This is a genomic window from Microbacterium paraoxydans (assembly GCF_020524545.1).
Taxonomy (GTDB): Bacteria; Actinomycetota; Actinomycetes; order Actinomycetales; family Microbacteriaceae; genus Microbacterium; species Microbacterium paraoxydans_C.
In genome coordinates, this window is record NZ_JAIVLG010000006.1 from 21,751 (window position 1) to 36,400 (window position 14,650).

Annotated in this window: 16 protein-coding genes; 4 read left to right on the top strand and 12 right to left on the bottom strand. The window is 69.2% G+C overall.

From position 1 onward, the window contains the following. Nucleotides 1-17: 17 nt before the first annotated feature. From LC041_RS12755 to LC041_RS12770, 4 genes are all read right to left on the bottom strand, one after another. A complete protein-coding gene (locus tag LC041_RS12755) occupies nucleotides 18-650 on the bottom strand; it encodes a TetR/AcrR family transcriptional regulator (protein WP_226533463.1) in 633 nt (210 codons plus the stop codon). Between the two features lie 208 nt (nucleotides 651-858). After that, nucleotides 859-2,304 (bottom strand): argininosuccinate synthase, encoded by a 1,446-nt coding sequence (gene argG / locus LC041_RS12760; protein ID WP_226533464.1) that lies wholly within the window; start codon nucleotides 2,302-2,304, stop codon nucleotides 859-861. A gap of 63 nt (nucleotides 2,305-2,367) precedes the next feature. Next, on the bottom strand, nucleotides 2,368-2,784 hold the full coding sequence (locus LC041_RS12765) for a PIN domain-containing protein (protein ID WP_226533465.1): 417 nt from the start codon (nucleotides 2,782-2,784) through the stop codon (nucleotides 2,368-2,370). Next, nucleotides 2,768-2,998, bottom strand: coding sequence for an AbrB/MazE/SpoVT family DNA-binding domain-containing protein (locus LC041_RS12770; RefSeq protein ID WP_226533466.1), 231 nt, complete (start codon nucleotides 2,996-2,998; stop codon nucleotides 2,768-2,770). The genes LC041_RS12765 and LC041_RS12770 overlap by 17 nt, the downstream gene beginning before the upstream one ends. A 215-nt stretch (nucleotides 2,999-3,213) precedes the next feature. On the opposite strand from LC041_RS12770, the gene LC041_RS12775 reads away from it, so the two are divergent. Beyond that, nucleotides 3,214-3,921, top strand: coding sequence for a ZIP family metal transporter (locus LC041_RS12775; protein WP_226533467.1), 708 nt, complete (start codon nucleotides 3,214-3,216; stop codon nucleotides 3,919-3,921). 3 nt (nucleotides 3,922-3,924) lie between these two features. Here the strand turns inward: LC041_RS12775 and LC041_RS12780 are convergent, their stop codons facing one another. After that, nucleotides 3,925-4,332, bottom strand: a complete 408-nt coding sequence (locus tag LC041_RS12780) for a pyridoxamine 5'-phosphate oxidase family protein (protein ID WP_226533468.1) — start codon at nucleotides 4,330-4,332, stop codon at nucleotides 3,925-3,927. Between the two features lie 204 nt (nucleotides 4,333-4,536). Here LC041_RS12780 and LC041_RS12785 point away from each other — a divergent pair, with 204 nt between their 5' ends. Next, nucleotides 4,537-5,508: an alpha/beta hydrolase gene (locus LC041_RS12785; RefSeq protein ID WP_226533469.1), complete on the top strand. Its 972-nt coding sequence runs from the start codon at nucleotides 4,537-4,539 to the stop codon at nucleotides 5,506-5,508. Between the two features lie 75 nt (nucleotides 5,509-5,583). Beyond that, complete coding sequence (locus LC041_RS12790) at nucleotides 5,584-6,579, top strand: hypothetical protein (RefSeq protein WP_226533470.1); 996 nt, start codon at nucleotides 5,584-5,586, stop codon at nucleotides 6,577-6,579. Between the two features lie 15 nt (nucleotides 6,580-6,594). Here LC041_RS12790 and LC041_RS12795 read toward each other — a convergent pair whose 3' ends face one another. From LC041_RS12795 to LC041_RS12825, 7 genes are read right to left on the bottom strand one after another with little or no spacing between them, the layout of a single operon-like run. Continuing rightward, nucleotides 6,595-7,692, bottom strand: a complete 1,098-nt coding sequence (locus LC041_RS12795; RefSeq protein ID WP_226533471.1) for a hypothetical protein — start codon at nucleotides 7,690-7,692, stop codon at nucleotides 6,595-6,597. Next, nucleotides 7,692-8,432, bottom strand: a complete 741-nt coding sequence (locus LC041_RS12800) for a hypothetical protein (RefSeq protein ID WP_226533832.1) — start codon at nucleotides 8,430-8,432, stop codon at nucleotides 7,692-7,694. Before LC041_RS12800 ends, LC041_RS12795 begins: the two co-directional genes overlap by 1 nt. Before the next feature lie 2 nt (nucleotides 8,433-8,434). After that, nucleotides 8,435-9,487 carry a vWA domain-containing protein gene (locus LC041_RS12805; RefSeq protein ID WP_226533472.1) on the bottom strand — a complete coding sequence of 351 codons (1,053 nt, stop codon included), beginning with the start codon at nucleotides 9,485-9,487 and terminating at the stop codon, nucleotides 8,435-8,437. Continuing rightward, nucleotides 9,484-10,470: a vWA domain-containing protein gene (locus tag LC041_RS12810; protein WP_226533473.1), complete on the bottom strand. Its 987-nt coding sequence runs from the start codon at nucleotides 10,468-10,470 to the stop codon at nucleotides 9,484-9,486. The genes LC041_RS12805 and LC041_RS12810 overlap by 4 nt, the downstream gene beginning before the upstream one ends. After that, the gene (locus tag LC041_RS12815; RefSeq protein ID WP_226533474.1) at nucleotides 10,461-10,952 is read right to left on the bottom strand and encodes a hypothetical protein; all 492 of its coding nucleotides are present in this window, start codon (nucleotides 10,950-10,952) and stop codon (nucleotides 10,461-10,463) included. Before LC041_RS12815 ends, LC041_RS12810 begins: the two co-directional genes overlap by 10 nt. Continuing rightward, entirely contained in the window at nucleotides 10,939-11,826 is an 888-nt protein-coding gene (locus tag LC041_RS12820) for a DUF58 domain-containing protein (protein ID WP_226533475.1), read from the bottom strand. The genes LC041_RS12815 and LC041_RS12820 overlap by 14 nt, the downstream gene beginning before the upstream one ends. 7 nt (nucleotides 11,827-11,833) lie before the next feature. Next, complete coding sequence (locus LC041_RS12825) at nucleotides 11,834-12,913, bottom strand: AAA family ATPase (RefSeq protein WP_226533476.1); 1,080 nt, start codon at nucleotides 12,911-12,913, stop codon at nucleotides 11,834-11,836. A gap of 248 nt (nucleotides 12,914-13,161) precedes the next feature. Here LC041_RS12825 and LC041_RS12830 point away from each other — a divergent pair, with 248 nt between their 5' ends. Further along, a complete protein-coding gene (locus tag LC041_RS12830) occupies nucleotides 13,162-14,586 on the top strand; it encodes an NAD(P)-binding domain-containing protein (RefSeq protein ID WP_226533477.1) in 1,425 nt (474 codons plus the stop codon). Nucleotides 14,587-14,650 lie beyond the last annotated feature (64 nt).

Consider the following 14,650-nt stretch of genomic DNA (forward strand, 5'->3'; position numbering starts at 1 on the left):
GTCCAGCAGGGTGACCTTCATGCGCGAGTCGTCCTCTCCGCCGGGGCAACGGCGATGTCGGGGTGGGCGGTGAGGAGATCGTCGGCTTCACGCCAGGAGAGGCCGGCGATGCTCAGCACGGTCCGCACCGCGACGTCAGCAGCCTCGGAGCTGGGGGTATCCGCGCGTGCGACGACGGTGCGTGCCATCTCCTCGATCAAGCGTGCCAGCGTCGGCGTGGAGAGGTCGGTACGGAAACTCCCGTCTTCCTGGCCGCGGCGCACGAGGTCGGCGACGGTGCGGCGCAGCGGTGCGAGTGCCGCCGCGGTGTGTTCCACGTGGGTCTCGTCGAGCGCGAGTGCTGCCGCGAGGTGCACGTGCGCGGCTTCGTGCCAGAGCCGGGCGGCGAGGCGGGCGAGCGTGATCCGGGCGTCCTCGTCATCGATCGACGCGGCGATGGCGTTGAAGCGCTGTGCTCCGGTCGAGATGAGCTCACGGATGAGGGCGTCGCGATCGTCGAAGTGTCCGTAGAGCGTGCGGCGGGAGAGGCCTGCGTTGCGCGCGATGACATCGATCGAGGCATAGGGATCGACCGCAAGAGTCGAACGCGCGGCGGCCAGGATGACGGCACGATTCTCGACGGCGTCGCGACGGGGTGCACGGGTTGTCATGAGTCCAGAATACGTATCATGCACACCATTGTGCAAGATAGTGGCACGGATTCGAAGTCGGCTCACAGAGTCCATGCCGCGCAGGCAGGACTCGCCCACGGAGGAATGAGCGACCCGGATGGATCAGCCATGCATCCGTGGGCGGATCATGCAGCTGCGCGGCAGGCTCGCGTGCGTCGCGGGCCGGTGCGAGTGGTGAGGCTCGGGGTCAGTCGGTGCCCGAGTCGAAGGCCGCACCCTCGGAGGCGGAGTCGACGGCATCGGCCAGGGTCTCATCGGCCTCGGAGACCGAGCCCTCGACGGCTCCGGTGATCTCGCTCGCCTCGCCGGCCGTGACGCGACCCACCAGCTCGCCCGTCGCGCCGCCCACGAGGCCGAGGCCCGCGTACTGCTCCAGGCGTGCACGCGAGTCGGCGATGTCGAGGTTGCGCATGGTGAGCTGGCCGATGCGGTCGACCGGGCCGAAGGCGGCATCGCCGACACGCTCCATCGACAGCTTCTCCGGACCGTAGGAGAGGTTCGAGGACACGGTGTCGAGGATGGTCCAGTCGTCGCCGCGGCGCAGGCGGATCGTCACGGTGCCCGAGATGGTGAGGCCGACCCAGCGCTGGATCGACTCGCGCAGCATGAGCGACTGCGGCTCCAACCAGCGGCCTTCGTACATGAGGCGACCGAGGCGACGACCCTGCTCGTGGTACGTGGCGAGGGTGTCTTCGTTGAGGATGCCGTTGACCAGGCGCTCGTAGGCGATGAACAGCAGCGACATGCCCGGAGCCTCGTAGATGCCGCGCGACTTCGCCTCGATGATGCGGTTCTCGATCTGGTCGCTCATGCCCAGGCCGTGGCGTCCGCCGATGGTGTTCGCCTCCATGACGAGGGCGACCGGGTCGCTGTACTCGACACCGTTGATCGCGACCGGACGGCCGGCCTCGAAGGTCACGGTGACGTCTTCGGTCTCGATCGCGACGGAGGGGTCCCAGAACTTCGCGCCCATGATCGGGTCGACGGTCTCGAGCGAAACGTCCAGGTGCTCGAGCGTCTTCGCCTCGTGCGTCGCGCCCCAGATGTTGGCGTCGGTCGAGTACGCCTTCTCGGCGGAGTCGCGGTACGGGAAGTCGCGCGCGACCAACCAGTCGCTCATCTCCTTGCGGCCGCCCAGCTCGGTGACGAAGTCGGCGTCGAGCCACGGCTTGTAGATGCGCAGACGCGGATTGGCGAGCAGGCCGTAGCGGTAGAACCGCTCGATGTCGTTGCCCTTGTAGGTGGAGCCGTCGCCCCAGATGTCGACGCCGTCCTCCTTCATCGCGCGCACCAACATGGTGCCGGTGACGGCGCGGCCGAGGGGCGTGGTGTTGAAGTAGGTCTTGCCGCCGGAGCGGATGTGGAACGCGCCGCAGGAGAGGGCGACGAAGCCCTCTTCGACCAGGGCGGTCTTGCAGTCGATCAGGCGCGAGGCCTCCGCGCCGTACTCCAGCGCGCGGCCGGGGATCGATTCGATGTCGTCTTCGTCGTACTGGCCGAGGTCGCCGGTGTACGTGAAGGGCACGGCACCCTTCTCGCGCATCCACGCGACGGCGACGGAGGTGTCGAGTCCTCCGGAGAAGGCGATGCCGACGCGCTCGCCGACGGGCAGGGACTGGAGGACCTTGGACATGGCTCCCAGTCTATCCGCGGGCGGCGTGTCGCCCTGTCCCGCATGACGGTGGGGATGCCGCCCTCAGGCGAGGAGGACCTCCACCCGGAGCGCGGCATACGTGCCCAGGGCGCGACGGTCGCACGTGAGTAGTGGGACGGCGGCATCCCGTGCGGCCAGGCCCACGAGTCCGTCGTACACCGAGCCCCCTGCGATGCCCGCCTCGGCGAAGGTGGTGGTCGCAGCCGCCGCCGTTGTCGGCGAAAGCGGTGCGGAGGCGGGGAACGACCGGTCGATGATCTCCTGCGCGCGACCGGGACTGACGCGGGCGGCGCCCGGCATGCGCGTCAGCACCGAGTAGGTCTCGACGGCCACGTGCCCGGCGAGCCCGATGACGCGACCGCGGGTGAGTTCGAGCATCCGTTCGTGTGCCGGGTTCCGGTCATGGACCAGCGCGATCGCGGCACTGGTGTCGAGGAGGAGATCAGCGCTGATCGGCAAGTCGGAGCTCCCGGACCTCGTCCACGGTGAGTGTCGGGCCGCCTGTGATGATGAGACGGCCATCCTTCTCGATGAGGTTGTCCGGAGCGTCGATCTCGATCCGGATGCCGTTGCCGTCGAGCAGGAGATCGACCGGGCCGGGGATCAATCCCACGCGCTCACGGAGCGCGGCCGGGATCACTATCCGCCCTGCCTTGTCCATGGTTGCTCGCATGCCATGACAGTACTATTCGAATGGTGGCAACGGAGTGCTTCCTCTCGGCGGCATTCTCCTGGGCTTCCAGAGGCGAAAACGGAGGCGCGGTGGGCGCGGGGCGGCGTGTCGAGGTGCGACTCGCCGATGGGCGCACGACACGTCTCCGTTTTGGCCGAAGTCGGAGCGGCGGGGAAGCCCACCGAGGTGGGAGAGTGGGCCCACGGAGGTACGACATGGGTGGAGCGATCCTGTGGGGTGCGGTCGCGGCGGCACCGCTGTTCGTCGGCGCGGCGCTCGCGCTGCTCCGGAAGTGGCCGCCGCGGTGGCTCGGTATCGTCCTGGGCTTCGGTGCGGGCGCGCTGATGGCGTCGATCGCCTTCGAGCTCTGGGAGGAGGGGCTCGATCTGGCGGGCCCCATCCCCCTGGTGATCGGCGTCGCGGCCGGAGCGATCAGCTACTACATCGCCGACCGCATCCTCGACGCGCGTGCCGCGAAGACCACGGCGAAGGCGGGCGGAGGTCAGCTCGCGGTGGGGGCGCTGCTCGACGGCATCCCGGAACAGCTCGTGCTCGGGATCGGCCTCGCTTCGGGGGAGCCGGTCAGCATCGCCCTCGTGGTCGCCATCCTGGTCTCGAACCTCCCCGAATCGATCGGTTCGGCCGCTGACCTGCTCGACGGGGGCATGGCGAAGTCGCGGGTGCTGCTGCTGTGGGCCGGGGTCGCCGTGCTCTGCGCCCTCGCGACGGTCGCGGGATTCGGGCTGGCGAGCATGACCGGGAACGAGTTCCGGTCGGCGGCGAGCGGCTTCGCGGCCGGGGCGCTGCTGGTGATGCTCGTGGACTCGATGATCCCCGAGGCGCAGTCGAAGGCGAAGGAGTCCACCGGGCTCGCGACCGTGCTGGGCTTCGCGCTCGCCGCGGGTCTGGCGCTGGCGAGCTGACGATCAGGTCGCTCCGTGCTCCTGGTCTCGTCGGACGACACGACCGGTGATGTGCTCGATGTGGAACGCCAGGGGGAGATCACGATCGCTCCCGGCCCACGGGGTCACACGAGCGCCGGCACCCGCCGCCTTCTCCTCGGGCACTCGGGACAGGGAGCCGTGCAGCAGCACGCTCCAGGCGGTGCTGCCGAGAGGGTCGTGATAGTCCACCTCGAACGAGACGTCGGCCGGCTCACGCGTCAATTCGGCCAGCAGCCCGTCGGGTGCGGTGCGCAGGAGGAGATCGCGGCCGGAGACGACGTAGTTGACGGGCAGGATCTGCACGCGGTCGTCGTGGACGAAACCGATGCGGCCGATCGTGGTGGTGCGCAGCAACTCGGAGGACTGCTGTTCATCGAGCACTCGGATCATCCGCGCCTCCTTTCCCTGTGGCGCCAGGCTATCCACGGCGGGAGTCGCGTTCAAGGGACACCTCGACCGAGGTGCGGAACGCACCCGCCATTCGGCGGACGGAACGCGTCGGATCGGCCTCGGCTGGCGGGTTATCCTCGGGTGCCGCGTGCGCGAGGCTGGCGAGACGCCGCCGCGACGGCGGCCGAGGACAAAGGAGTTCTGATGACGGACACGACCCTGGCACGACCGCCCTTCGATCCCGAGCTCGAAGCCGCGCTCGCCCTCGTCGGCGACCAGCTGCCATCCACGCTGACGCCCGAGATGATCCCGCTGCTGCGGCAGTCGCCCGTGAGTGGGGACGAGGAGATCTTCGCGGTGCTCGCGGAGCGGGGCTTCACGCGGCGCGACGTCGCGATCGCGGGCCACGGGGGCGACGAGATCGTCGTCTCCGTGGTCGAGAAGGAAGGACGCACCGGTACGGGTCCCGGCTTCTTCCACACACACGGCGGCGGCATGATCATCGGCAACCGCTGGCTCGGCGTGGTCGGATTCCTCGACTGGGCGGAGAGTTTCAACGGCGTCATCGTCACGGTGGAGTACCGACTCGCTCCGGAGTTCCCCGACCCGTACCCGGTGGAGGACTGCTACGCGGGGCTGCTGTGGACCGCGGAGCATGCCGACGAGCTCGGCATCGACACATCACGGCTGCTGATCGGCGGAGGCAGCGCCGGTGGCGGGCTGGCTGCGGGCACCGCCCTCCTCGCGCGTGACCGGCAAGGCCCCGCGCTGATCGGGCAGTTGCTCATCTACCCGATGCTCGACGATCGCGATGCATCGGTGTCGACGCAACAGATCGACGGGATCGGTGTCTGGGACCGGGGATCGAACGTCACCGGATGGTCGGCGCTCCTGGGTGACCGGAGGGGCACGGAGGACGTGTCGATCTACGCTGCGCCTGCGCGTGCGACCGACCTCTCGGGCCTCCCGCCCGCCTTCATCGACTGCGGCAGCGCCGAGGTGTTCCGCGACGAGGATGTCGCGTACGCCACGAAGCTCTGGGAGGCCGGCGTTCAGGCCGAACTGCACGTCTGGGCCGGAGGATTCCACGGCTTCGACATGTTCGCCCCGCACGCCGCCGTCGCGCAGGCCATGCTCGCGGCCCGCGACGACTGGGTGAGGCGCCTGCTCTCCTGAGTTCGGATTCCACGCCCGACGGGGTCGAGGCCGATCGACCCCGTAGGGTGGAATCCCCGTGCGATGGAGCCCGACATGCAAGACCTGCTGGGGCGGCTCACCGCCCTCGACCCGGATGCCAGCGAGACGCTCAAGGTCGTCGCGTACTTCGATGCCCTGGTGGCCCGTTCCGTCGGCGTCGAGAGCATGCTGCGCGGAGCCGCGGTGCTCAGCGGCGCGACCGCCGGGCACCGTGACGGACGACAGATCGTTCGGGTGCGCGCGGACGGGGTGCGCATCGACCCCGTCGAGCCGTCGCCCACCTGGCCCGTTCGGGAGAGCGGCCAGGACGCGATCGCCTGGATCGAGCGCGACGGGGACCCGCACACCAATGACGCGATGATCCTGGAACGGCTCAGTCTCGCACTCGGCATCATCCGCGCGCGTCGTGCGGTCGGTCCGGAGAGCGCGGTCGAGCTGGCGATCAGCTCCTACGCCGGCGCCGATGAGAGGGCCGCCGCACTGCCGCGCCTCCGACTCTCCGCGGACACGCTGCGGATGGTCGCCTCCCCTCCCGACCCGGCGCCCCTGCCGCAGCATCCTTCCGCCGTGGTCGCCACGAGGCACGGACTCACGCGCGCGACGATCCTGGATGCCTCCGCCGGGGTGCGGGGCGCCTGGCCGGACGACGCGGAGCTGCGGCTGGGCCTCGGGGTCGTCGGCACGGGGGAGCAGCTACCGCGATCGTGGTCATCCGCTCTGGTGGCGGTCCGGCTGACCGATCCCGCGGAACCGGTCGTCGATGCCGCCGACCTCGGAGCGCTCCTGCTGGTCGCGGAGGCCGCGGACACCAGCCCCCTCCATCCGGATGCCGCCGCGCTCGCGGCCCTCGACGACCGAAGCCGGGGATTGCTCGACGCCGTCTCCGAGGAGCAGAGCATCCGGGCGGCGGCGGTGCGCCTGGGAAAGCACCACTCCAGCGTGCAGGAGCGGATGGCGGCGCTCGTGGGGATCCTGGGCTACGACCCGCGCACCTCTCGCGGGCACGCCCGTTACGTCCTCGCCCGCATGCTGCTGACCCTCAGCGGCTGAGGCCACCCGTGCGACCTACTCGTAGCCCGGGTAGTCCTGCAGTCGCGTCTCGAACTCCTCCCGGTCGGCGTCGCTGAGCACCCCGCTCGCGAGCACGAACAGCTGGAGCCCTTCGAGCGGCTCGCCGGTGCGGGCGTGCTGCGCTTCGCGCGCCGCGAGGAATCCGCCGTCCTGATCATTCGAGAGGTCGTAGATGTCGGCGTAGAAGCGCAGCGGATCCGGGTAGTTCTCGGTGTAGTACTCCCACGTGTGCTGCGAACGCGGATCGTCGCTGCCGTACAGCTTCGTGATCATCCCCGGGTCGATGCCGGAGACGGCAGGGTCGTTGAACGAGTACAGGTTCCACAGCCCGTGCTCGACCACCACGTCGTCGATCACGGCCATGACCGCATGTTTGCGCTCGTCGTCCTGGACGGGCTGCTCGGTGGCCCAGCCCTGCGAGGTGTATTCGACGAGCATCGACTCCCCGCCGTATCCGTTGCGCTCGGGGCGCAGGTCCTCGTCGCCCACCGCGACCCAGGTGTACCCGAACTCCTGCGTGAGCCGCGCGCGGATGTCGGCGAAGAGCGCCTCCGACTGTGCGCGCACTTCCTCCAGGGACTGCTGCGCGAGAGTCTGCTGCGGATCCGTGCCCTTGATCCCCGGATACGCCTCCGCATGCTTCTGCTCGGCCGATTTCATGCCCTCGTAGTTGCCCGAGGCCGACGTCTGCAGGGCGCTCATGCCGCCGACGGTGGCGACGTTGAACAGGATCGTGACGATCAGGGCGATCGCCCCCAGCAGGCGCCCCCGGGGCGAGAGCAGAGCGGCGATGACGGTGGCGACCACGACGAGCTGCGCGGTCACCATCGTGACGCTGTAGAGGATGTCGGTGCTGCCGGCCAGCAGTGTGCCCAACAGCGACAGGGCGAACAGGACCGCGATGGCGAGGGCCGTCCACCCGAGTGCGTTGGCGGGCTTCTTCGGGTCTTCCTCGATCGCGACGGAGACCACAGCGGGGGCGGAGGGGACGAAGGCCTCACGACGCGCGCCGCGGTAGCCGCCGGGAGGGGGCACCGGGGGCGCGCCCTCGGTCCCCGCGAGGTAGCGGGCCCGCTGCTTCTCGTGATCCATCACCACGGCTTGTCCGTTCCCGACCCGCCGGGGTCATCGCCCAGCTGCTGGTCGCGCTCCTGGGTGCCCTGCTCGAGCTTGTCCTGAAGATCCTGCAGCTTGTCCTCGGACGGTTGCTCGTCCTCGTCCGGCTGCGAAGGCGGGGGCTGCTGCTGCTGATCCTGCTCCTGTTGCTTCTGCTTCAGGCGGTCCTCGGCGCCGTCGAGCGTGTCGGACATGTCGCGCTGCGGATCGGACGACTGCTCCTGAGCCCCTTCGCTGTGGCACTCCTCGGGCGTCTCGGCGATGATCGTCAGTGCCTCACCGTAGAGCTGGGTCGCGGTCACACCGTCGCCGTCGGCGCGTGCGGCGTCGCCCATCCGCTCGACGACGAGAGCCAGGTTGATCCGCACTCCGCACACTTCGAGCCCCGTGGCCAGGGAGAGTGCTTCCTCGAGCTCCGCCCTCGCCTGCGGCAGCTGCTCGGCCGCTCCGAGAGCCGTGCCGATGTTGAAGGGCGCCTTGTACGGCTCGAACCAGTTGAGGAAGTCCTGTCCGCGCGCCGCCGCTTCCGAGCCGGCGAAGTCGTCGACCACGTAGGCGGTGATCGCCTGGTGCGCGAACGCGTACATGCTCAGCAGCTTGCCCACGAAGAACAGCGCGGCGAGAGTGAGGGGGAGCGTGCCGATGGCGACCCATCGACGGACACGGCGGCGTCGCCGGTTGGACCGCAGGAGCGCGGCGGCGGCATCATTCGACATCGTCACGAGGCGGCTCCCGGTCCCCGGCGGGATTCCCGGGGTGCGCGCAGTCGCCGGAGCTGTGCGATCAACATCGTGGCGCGCGCGAGCTCGACGCCGAGGATGAGGAGGATGACGAGCGCCGCGACCCAGTACAGCTCGATGACGTTGCCGACCTCTCCGGACTCGGCGTAGTCGGTCGTCGTCGACGGTGCTTCGGGCAGCACGGGTTCGCCATCCGCGGTCCGATGCTGGTAGTCCACCCCGAGCTGGTCGGCGATCCTCTCCAGGTTCCCTTCGTCGATCACGGACAGGGCGTCGGATCCCTGGTATTGGATGTAACCGGTCCCGCTGTCGGAGAGGTCGCCGGTGGTGATGCGCATCGGTCCGCCCTCGGCCGTGCCGTAGCCGAAGACGCCGCCCGCGTCGGTGTACTTCTCGCTCCCGCTGAACGGCTCCGGCGGGGTGTCGACGGTCTGCTCGCCGTCACCGAGGTAGAACACCATCCGCGACCGGTCGGGCGAGGACTCGGCCGCCGAGGCGAGCGTCTCGGCGAGCAGCGGCGCGGCGAGGCCGATCGAACTCCCGCGGGACTGGCTGGTGACCTCGGGTCGCAGCACGTCCAGCGAGCCCAGGAGAGACGTGGTGTCGGTGGTGAGCGGCATCCGCAGCTCGGCCGCGGCGTCCGACGTGATCAGGGCGAAGCGCGCGCCCGGATACTCCTCGACGAGCGCGCGCACGTCTTCGCGGATGCCGTCGAGTCGAGGCTCTCCCTCGCCCCAGTCCTCGGCGACGATGCTGGCCGTCGTGTCGACGACCAGCACGATGTCGGTGTCCGTCGCGAGGGTCTGGGTGGCACCGCCGGGGATGCCGGGGCGCAGCAGCATCGCGACGCAGGCGAGCACCAGCACCAGGCGCATGGCCCAGAGGGCGCGGCGTCCGGCGAGGGAGCCCGCTGCGGACGCGGCAGAAGCCGTCGACGTCGCCGGTCGCACCAGGATCCAGAAGACCAGGGCGATGATCGGGAGGCAGATCAGGGCGATCAGCAGCGGGGCGAGGACGGGATGGAAGATCACAGTCGCACCCTCCACAGCACCACGACGAAGGCCAGGAGGCAGATCGACAGCAGCGCGATCCAGACGTCGGGGGTGTCGGTCCAGACCACCTGCGCCTCCCCGCGCAGCTCGGTGGCCTCCTGCTCCTGCACCTGGGTGACGATGTCGGAGACGGTGGTCGTGTCGCGCAGGCCGAACGCGGCGCCGCCGGTGGACTCCGCGGCCGAGGTGAGTTCGGCGCTCACCGTGGCGTCCTTGCCCTGCACCGGATTCAGGGCGAACACGCGCACGCCCTTGGACGCCGCGTAGGCGGCCGCTTCGTCGAGCGTGACGATCGATGCGCCGTTGATCTCGTTGTCGGTGGCGAAGATCACCGAGCGTGACCGGTCGTCGTCCGGGTGGTCGAAGCCCATCGTGCAGGCGGCGAGTCCGTCGCCGATCAGCGAGGCGCCGTCGCCGTTGAGCGTGCCGAGCCAGTGCTCCGGGATCTCGTCGCCGTAGTCGAAGCTCCGGGTCATGCTCTCGAGGTGCTCGCGGATGAAGTCGTAGTCGTCGGTGAGCGGGAAGATCTGCACCGGTGAGCTGTTGAAGATCGTCAGGCCGATCCGTTCGCCCTCGAAGCCGTCCAGCAGCTCGTCGAACACCGTCAGCACTTCGACGTCGACCTCGGTCATGGATCCCGAGACATCGAGGCACAGCATGATGTCTCGGCTCGTGTTGACCGGCTGGACGGTCTGCGCCGACATCGGTCGGGCGGACACCACCCCGGCCACGAGCGCCGTCACCGCGCCCAGGGCGAGGATGCCCGAGAGCGCCACCGCTCGCTTCGCCAGGGCCTGACGGAAGGTGGGCAGCGCGCGGAGCCGTTCGGCGCGGGCGATCCGTGCCGTGTCCCCTGCGCGACTGCGGCTGCTCCGGCGCAGACCCAGGACGAGGCCGATCGCCACCGCGATCAGCACGAGCGCCGCTGCCGCGAACAGCACCCAGGTATTCGCTAGTGCCATGAGCGCACCACCGTCCTGGCGGCCTCGGCACCGGCGACGGGATCGATCGCGGGACCCTGTCGGAAGATGCTCGGGTAGTAGTGCCTGCCCATCGCATCGATGAGTGCGGGATGGACGCCCCGCGCCACGAGGTCATCGAGCGCGAGGACGGGCGCCTCCAAGCCGCTGTACTCGTTGACGAAGGTCCGCACGACTCGGCTCAGTTCGAGGTTCGCCTGTCGCGGGGAGAGGCGGCGCTCGCGGTAGTCGGTCTCGATCTGCTGGATGCGCGTCAGGTACTCGGTGCGCAGCTGCGACAGTACGTCGACGATCAGCGGTGCCTGTCCGGCGCTCTGCTCGCCGACGGACAGGGTGTGCCGCGGGCGGGTGAGGAGGATCAGGAGCCAGGCCGCCGCGATCAGCACGAGCAGGATGCCGAGCGCGAGCAGCATCCATCCCCAGCCGTACTGCGCGGGAGGGTAGAGCTCGTCAGAGCCGGGCATTCGACCTCCGATTCAGCAGCTGCAGGAGCTGCGTGACGGCGTCGTCCTGCCCGTCCAGGGAGGCGTGGCTGATCTCCATCCGCGTGAGGAGTTCGGCGAGACGCGCGGCGTCGGCCTCGCGCTGCGCGGTGAGCTCTCGCACGATCCCACGGTCGCCCTGCACGAAGGCCGGCACCTGCCAGCGGCTGTCGACGTCGCTGCGGATGCGCCCGGTCGCGTGGTCGAGCACGGGCTCGGCGTCGCGCAGAGTGAGCCACAGGACATCGTGCTGCACGCGCAGGCGGCGCAGCATCCGTTCGGTCTCGTCGGTGATCGGTGCCTCATCGGTGACGAGGACCACGATCATCCGGCGGGAGATCGTGCGCGTGATGAACGACAGCAGGGCATCGCGGTCGCTCGGCGCGGAGCTCTCGTCGATCGCGTGGTCGATGGTGCGAAGGGCGTGTTCGAGCGCCCCCTCGCTGCGGCCCGGCGCGAGCCGACGCACCTTCGCGGAGTCGCCGTAGACCGTGGTGAAGTCGTCGCCGTGGCGCAGCGTCAGCACGCCGAGCACGCCCGTGGCGAGGATCGCCAGCTCCTTCATCGAGCGTTCATCGGCGGCGAGGGCCGACATCGAGCGGCCGGTGTCGACGGCGAACAGGACGGTGTGCATCCGCGTCGCGCGCGAGCGCTTGACCAGAGGAGTGCCCAGTCGTGCCGTCGCCCGCCAGTCGATGTCGCGCACCTGATCGCCGTACTCGTACTTGCGCAGGTCTTCGAAGTCGAGGCTCCGCCCGCGCAGGAGCGATGCGTAGGCACCGTCCAGTGCGTGCAGCGACTTGCGCGTCGAGTGGATGAAGAGCTTGCTCTTCACCTGCGTGATCAGGCTGGCCATGGACGGGTCAGGGGGTGGGGACCGACGCGAAGATCTGGTCGATGATCTCCTCGCTGCGGATGCCCTCGGCGTCGGCCTCGAAGGTCAGGAGCACGCGGTGACGGAGCACGAGGTGCCGCAGCTCGCGGATGTCTTCGGGGAGCACGTGCGCGCGCCCCTTGAGCAGAGCCAGGGCCCGGGAAGCCTGCAGGAACGCGATGCTGGCACGGGGACTCGCCCCGTACTTGATGAAGCGCGCGCGTTCCTCGCCGATGTACGGCGCCGGGTTCCGGGTGACATAGGCGATCGACACGATGTAGTTCCGGATCGCGGGGTCGACGTAGATGCGGCTCGCGACGTCCTGCAGCAGGTGCACATCGTCGAGGCTGACCGTGCTGCTCACATGGCGGTCGGGGTCGAGCACACCGGAGTCGATGCGGCTGAGGACCTCGAGCTCTTCGGCGGGGCTCGGGTACTCGACGATCTCCTTGAGCAGGAAGCGGTCCATCTGCGCTTCGGGCAGCTCGTACGTGCCCTCCTGCTCGATCGGGTTCTGCGTCGCGATCACGAGGAAGGGCTTCGGCAGGTGGTGGACCTCGCCGCCGATGGTGGTCTGGTGCTCCTGCATCGCCTCGAGCATGGCGCTCTGGGTCTTGGCGCTGGAGCGGTTGATCTCGTCGAGCAGCACGAAGTTCGCGTGCACCGGACCGAGCACGGTGCGGAAGGAACCGGTCGCGGCGTCGTAGATCTGGTTGCCGGTGATGTCGCTCGGGAGCAGATCGGGTGTGCACTGGATGCGCTTGAACTGTGCCTTGACGGTGTCGGCGAGGGTGCTGGCGGCCGTGGTCTTCGCGAGCCCAGGGACGCTCTCCAGCAGGATGTGACCGCCGGCGATGAGCGAGACGAGCAGGCTCGTGCGCAGCCGATCCTGACCGACCATCTTCGCGGAGTAGGAGGCGGAGATGATCCGCAGCACCTCCGCGGCTCGGCTGAGCTCGGCGTCGGTCGGCGCCGCGCTCGCCGGAGCCGGAGCCGGTTCGTGGGCGGGGGCGGGCGGAGGCGGCGGAGCGGCGATCGTCCGCGGGTCGGGCGTGGAGGACTCGGTCATCTGTAGGCTCCCTCGTTCAGGGACGCGCGTCGCAGCCATCCCCCGCGGACCAGCGTAATCGCATCCGTCCGCGTCGCTCTCAGCGGGAGGGCGGGCGCGACCCTCGGGTGCCGGTGACCGACACTGCTAACGTCGAAGGGCAGCCGCTTTCCGGGCAGGTCGAGCTTCTCCGCTCCCACCGGGACAGAACTGTTCCTCGCTCGGATGCGGCCGTGCCGATACATGACAGAAGAGTATGAGGACGATACGTGACGAGTAGAGAACGAGTAGCGATCATCGGCGCCGGCCCCTCGGGGATGGCGCAGCTGCGGGCCTTCGAATCCGCGGCCCGTGCGGGGGCGGACATCCCCGACCTGGTCTGCTTCGAGAAGCAGGCCGACTGGGGCGGACAGTGGAACTTCACGTGGCGCACCGGACTGGACGAATTCGGCGAACCGGTGCATTCCAGCATGTACCGCAACCTGTGGTCGAACGGTCCGAAGGAGGCGCTGGAGTTCGCGGACTACAGCTTCGACGAGCACTTCGGCCGCCCGATCTCGTCCTACCCGCCGCGCCCGGTGCTGTGGGACTACATCGCCGGTCGGCTGGAGAAGACCGATGTGCGCGACCTGATCCGCTTCCAGACCGTGGTCCGCTGGGTGGAGTTCGACGACGAGCGCGAGGTCTTCACCCTCACCAGCGAGCACCTGCCCTCCGGCGAATCGTCCGTGGAGGAGTTCGACCGCGTGATCGTCGCCAGCGGGCACTTCTCGTTCCCGAACGTGCCGGAGTTCTCCGGTATCGAGACGTTCCCGGGGTTCATCAGCCATGCCCACGACTTCCGAGGCGCCGAGGCCTTCGAGGGCAAGGACGTGCTGGTGATCGGCGCGAGCTACTCCGCGGAGGACATCGGCAGCCAGGCGTTCAAGATGGGGGCCCGTTCGGTGACGGCGAGCTTCCGCTCCGCGCCGATGGGGTACGACTGGCCCGAGGGCATCGAGGAGCGTCCGGTCCTCGAACGCTTCGAGGGCAGCACCGCCTTCTTCGCCGACGGCACCTCGAAGCAGGTCGACGCGGTCATCCTCTGCACCGGCTACCTGCACAAGTACCCGTTCCTGCCGGACGACCTCGCCCTCTCGTCGCCGAACAACGTGTACCCCGACGGTCTGTACCGCGGTGTGCTCTGGCAGGGCAATCCCCGGCTGGCCTACCTCGGCGCGCAGGACCAGTGGTTCACGTTCAACATGTTCGATGCGCAGGCCTGGTACGTGCGTGACCTGATCCTCGGTCGCCTGTCCCTGCCCGACGAGCAGGAGCGGGCGGCATCCATCGCCGAGTGGCGCACGCGCTTCGGGCAGATCGACTCGGCCGCGGCGGAGATCCGCTTTCAGGCGGACTACATCCGCGATCTGCTGCAGCTCACGGACTACCCGGAGTTCGACATCGACCGGGTCGTCGAGATCTTCCTCGCGTGGAAGCGCGACAAGAAGGACGACATCATGGGCTACCGCGACCGCACGTACGAGTCGGTCATGACAGGAACCCTCGCGGTCGTGCACCACACGCCGTGGCTGGAAGAGCTCGACGACTCGCTCGAGCGCTACCTCGACGTGGACCCGGATGCCACCGAGACCGCGCGGATCATCGAGGGCCGGCCGCGTGACGACGACCGTGAGGCGCTCGCCGCTAACTGAGCCTCTGTTGACGCCTCCGCCCCTCCACCCGTTCGGGTGCGAGGGGCGGTGGCGTCAGAGGCAG

What these genes read in the sequence shown, in the direction of transcription:
- LC041_RS12755 (WP_226533463.1), bottom strand. Translation starts at nt 650, where the DNA reads ATGACAACCCGTGCACCCCGTCGCGACGCCGTCGAGAATCGTGCCGTC.
- argG (WP_226533464.1), bottom strand. Translation starts at nt 2,304, where the DNA reads ATGTCCAAGGTCCTCCAGTCCCTGCCCGTCGGCGAGCGCGTCGGCATC.
- LC041_RS12770 (WP_226533466.1), bottom strand. Translation starts at nt 2,998, where the DNA reads ATGCGAGCAACCATGGACAAGGCAGGGCGGATAGTGATCCCGGCCGCG.
- LC041_RS12775 (WP_226533467.1), top strand. Translation starts at nt 3,214, where the DNA reads ATGGGTGGAGCGATCCTGTGGGGTGCGGTCGCGGCGGCACCGCTGTTC.
- LC041_RS12780 (WP_226533468.1), bottom strand. Translation starts at nt 4,332, where the DNA reads ATGATCCGAGTGCTCGATGAACAGCAGTCCTCCGAGTTGCTGCGCACC.
- LC041_RS12785 (WP_226533469.1), top strand. Translation starts at nt 4,537, where the DNA reads ATGACGGACACGACCCTGGCACGACCGCCCTTCGATCCCGAGCTCGAA.
- LC041_RS12790 (WP_226533470.1), top strand. Translation starts at nt 5,584, where the DNA reads ATGCAAGACCTGCTGGGGCGGCTCACCGCCCTCGACCCGGATGCCAGC.
- LC041_RS12795 (WP_226533471.1), bottom strand. Translation starts at nt 7,692, where the DNA reads ATGGATCACGAGAAGCAGCGGGCCCGCTACCTCGCGGGGACCGAGGGC.
- LC041_RS12800 (WP_226533832.1), bottom strand. Translation starts at nt 8,432, where the DNA reads ATGTCGAATGATGCCGCCGCCGCGCTCCTGCGGTCCAACCGGCGACGC.
- LC041_RS12810 (WP_226533473.1), bottom strand. Translation starts at nt 10,470, where the DNA reads ATGGCACTAGCGAATACCTGGGTGCTGTTCGCGGCAGCGGCGCTCGTG.
- LC041_RS12815 (WP_226533474.1), bottom strand. Translation starts at nt 10,952, where the DNA reads ATGCCCGGCTCTGACGAGCTCTACCCTCCCGCGCAGTACGGCTGGGGA.
- LC041_RS12820 (WP_226533475.1), bottom strand. Translation starts at nt 11,826, where the DNA reads ATGGCCAGCCTGATCACGCAGGTGAAGAGCAAGCTCTTCATCCACTCG.
- LC041_RS12825 (WP_226533476.1), bottom strand. Translation starts at nt 12,913, where the DNA reads ATGACCGAGTCCTCCACGCCCGACCCGCGGACGATCGCCGCTCCGCCG.